This window comes from Rhizobium sp. P1_E1 (assembly GCF_056406015.1).
In genome coordinates this window covers 1-2,222 of record NZ_JBFUAY010000422.1, presented here as the reverse complement: position 1 = coordinate 2,222, position 2,222 = coordinate 1, and the positions used below count along the sequence as shown (strand labels likewise).

The 2,222-nt window shown below is 56.2% G+C and carries 1 protein-coding gene and 1 pseudogene; one reads left to right on the top strand and one right to left on the bottom strand.

Annotation, left to right across the window (positions count from 1 at the left end):
* Positions 1 to 313: 313 nt before the first annotated feature.
* Positions 314 to 444: pseudogene (locus AC1D1Z_RS36580) on the top strand (SOS response-associated peptidase); the annotation flags it as partial.
* Between the two features lie 231 nt (positions 445 to 675).
* Here AC1D1Z_RS36580 and AC1D1Z_RS36575 read toward each other — a convergent pair.
* A protein-coding gene (locus tag AC1D1Z_RS36575) for an IS3 family transposase (RefSeq protein ID WP_130747538.1) occupies positions 676 to 1,865 on the bottom strand; the annotation gives its coding sequence in 2 pieces (ribosomal slippage) (positions 676 to 1,616 and positions 1,616 to 1,865; 1,191 coding nt in all).
* Positions 1,866 to 2,222: the final 357 nt, after the last annotated feature.

The window sequence follows — 2,222 nt, the reverse complement described above, 5'->3', positions numbered from 1 at the left end:
GGGTGATCGAGCAGGTCCGGCCGGGTACAAACAATCCAAATGGATGCCGCGACTTCGTCACAAGCAAGCAAAGTCTCGAGGGCGTGACTCGGTTCAATGGTGTCGCTTGTCCATCAGATGGATCTTGGAAGATAAACGGTTCGTCTGGCTTGCATTAGGAACCAAGTTCGGGGATCAGCGATTGCTCTTGAACTCAATCTCCTTCGCAGAACTCAATCAGAATTTCGGCCTGTCGCAAATTTTCTGGTTAACCGCATGTCGCCCATCGGCAGAGCTTTTCGGCTGCGAATGTTGGGGAGCACAGACTGCCCTCTGCGCGCTCGAGAAGGCGGCGAATGCGAAAGCCGAGAAACTTGTGACCAAGGGCAAGCCACTCGATCTCGAAGAGCTGATCCGCACCGGGGCCGCGGTAAGACCAACATGCCAAAACTCAATTTTCCGCACATCTAATTGAGCGCCTGAGCTGAGAGCTTGATCGTCTCGGAAAACGCGAAAGCCTGCCGCAGGAGGAGGTGCGGCAGGCTTTTCTAATTGAACAGCGGCTGGGGGGAGTCCGCTGTTCCGTCAAGCGCCCCTTGGGCGGAGGAATAGGTTCACCTGAGACACGAAGCTTCGCGAGTAAGAGGAGCATCGCTTCGATGGTCAGAAGATAGCAGATGACCTTGCCCCCAAGTTTTATCCAGTTTTGAGTTCGCTCCAGCGGTTTTGGGTTGCTGTATTCTGGGCGGTAGCGGCGTGAAGCGGTGCGGAGCCGTTCCGGCTGCGTAGCGCCGCATCACGTCGCGGGTTGATTGTCTGAGCGAACTCGGCAGGTGTCATCCAGCCGAGTCCAGAGTGCGGTCGATGATCGTTGTAATCGCTGCGCCAGTTTGAAAGCGCTGATCGAACATGGGTCAGTGACGAGAAGAGCGTTTCATTCAGGAACTCGTCTCGCAGCCGCCCATTGAAGCTTTCGATGAAGGCGTTCTGGATCGGTTTGCCCGGTGCGATGTAGTGCCATTCCACCTTGGTCCGATCCGTCCATTGCAGGATCTTGTTGCTGGTGAACTCGCTGCCGTTGTCGCTGACGATCATCTTCGGCTTGCCTCGTCCCTCGATGATCCGGTCCAGCTCACGGGCAACCCGCAGGCCGGAAAGGGACGTATCGGCGATGAGGCCCAGGCATTCCCTGGTACAATCGTCGACGACCGTAAGCACCCGGAACCTGCGTCCATCGGTGAGTTGATCCGACACGAAGTCCAGTGACCAGCGATCATTGGCGGCAAGCGGGATCAGCATCGGTGCTCGTGTGCCTATCGCTCGCTTCCGCCCGCCGCGCTTGCGCACGGTGAGCTTCTCCTCCCGATAGAGCCGGAAAAGCTTTTTGTGGTTCACAAGGTGTCCCTCGCGCCTGAGCAGTACATGAAGGCGTCGATAGCCAAAGCGGCGGCGTTCATTCGCCAACGCCTTCATGCGCTCGCGAAGGCCATGATCGTCGCCGCGGCTGGTTTCGTAACGGATCGTCATTCGGCAAAACCCGATGGCTTTACACGCCCGCCGTTCGCTCATCTGGTGGTGATCCATCAGATGAGCGACAGCTTTCCGCCTTGCTGCGGGCGTCACCACTTCTTTCCCAAAAGGTCCTTCAAAGCCGCATTGTCGAGCATCGCATCTGCCAGGAGCCGTTTCAGCTTCGTGTTCTCGTCTTCCAGCGTCTTCAGCCGCTTGGCTTCGGATACGTCCATGCCGCCGAACTTGGCTTTCCATTTATAGATGCTGGCATCGCTGACGCCGTGCTTGCGGCAAAGCTCCGAGACCGGCGCGCCAGCCTCGTGCTCCTTCAGAATGCCGATGATCTGTTCGTCTGTGAAACGATTGCGCTTCATTCCCTGGTCCTCTCAATGGGCCAGAGCTTACTTCAAAATGGATTATTTCAACGGGGCAAGGTCACTGGCAATAATCTGCCATCAATAAATGAGGTAAGATTTCACCGTYATTGTCTTTCAAATGTTCGGACAATACATCTTCAAGCTGCCTAAATTTGAAAGCCGCCCCCGCTGTAAATGCCACGCAGACAGCTGGTGTCATAGCATTCCTTTGAGCGACCTCGCGCTGGCGCGGCCTACAATGAATCAACGCGATCTACGACGATCATCCCAAGGCACGAAAACGGGATCGGGATCCATATCACCGGCTTGGAAGGTCGGCACAAGCTCGCCGATCTTGTTCGGGATCTTCACTAC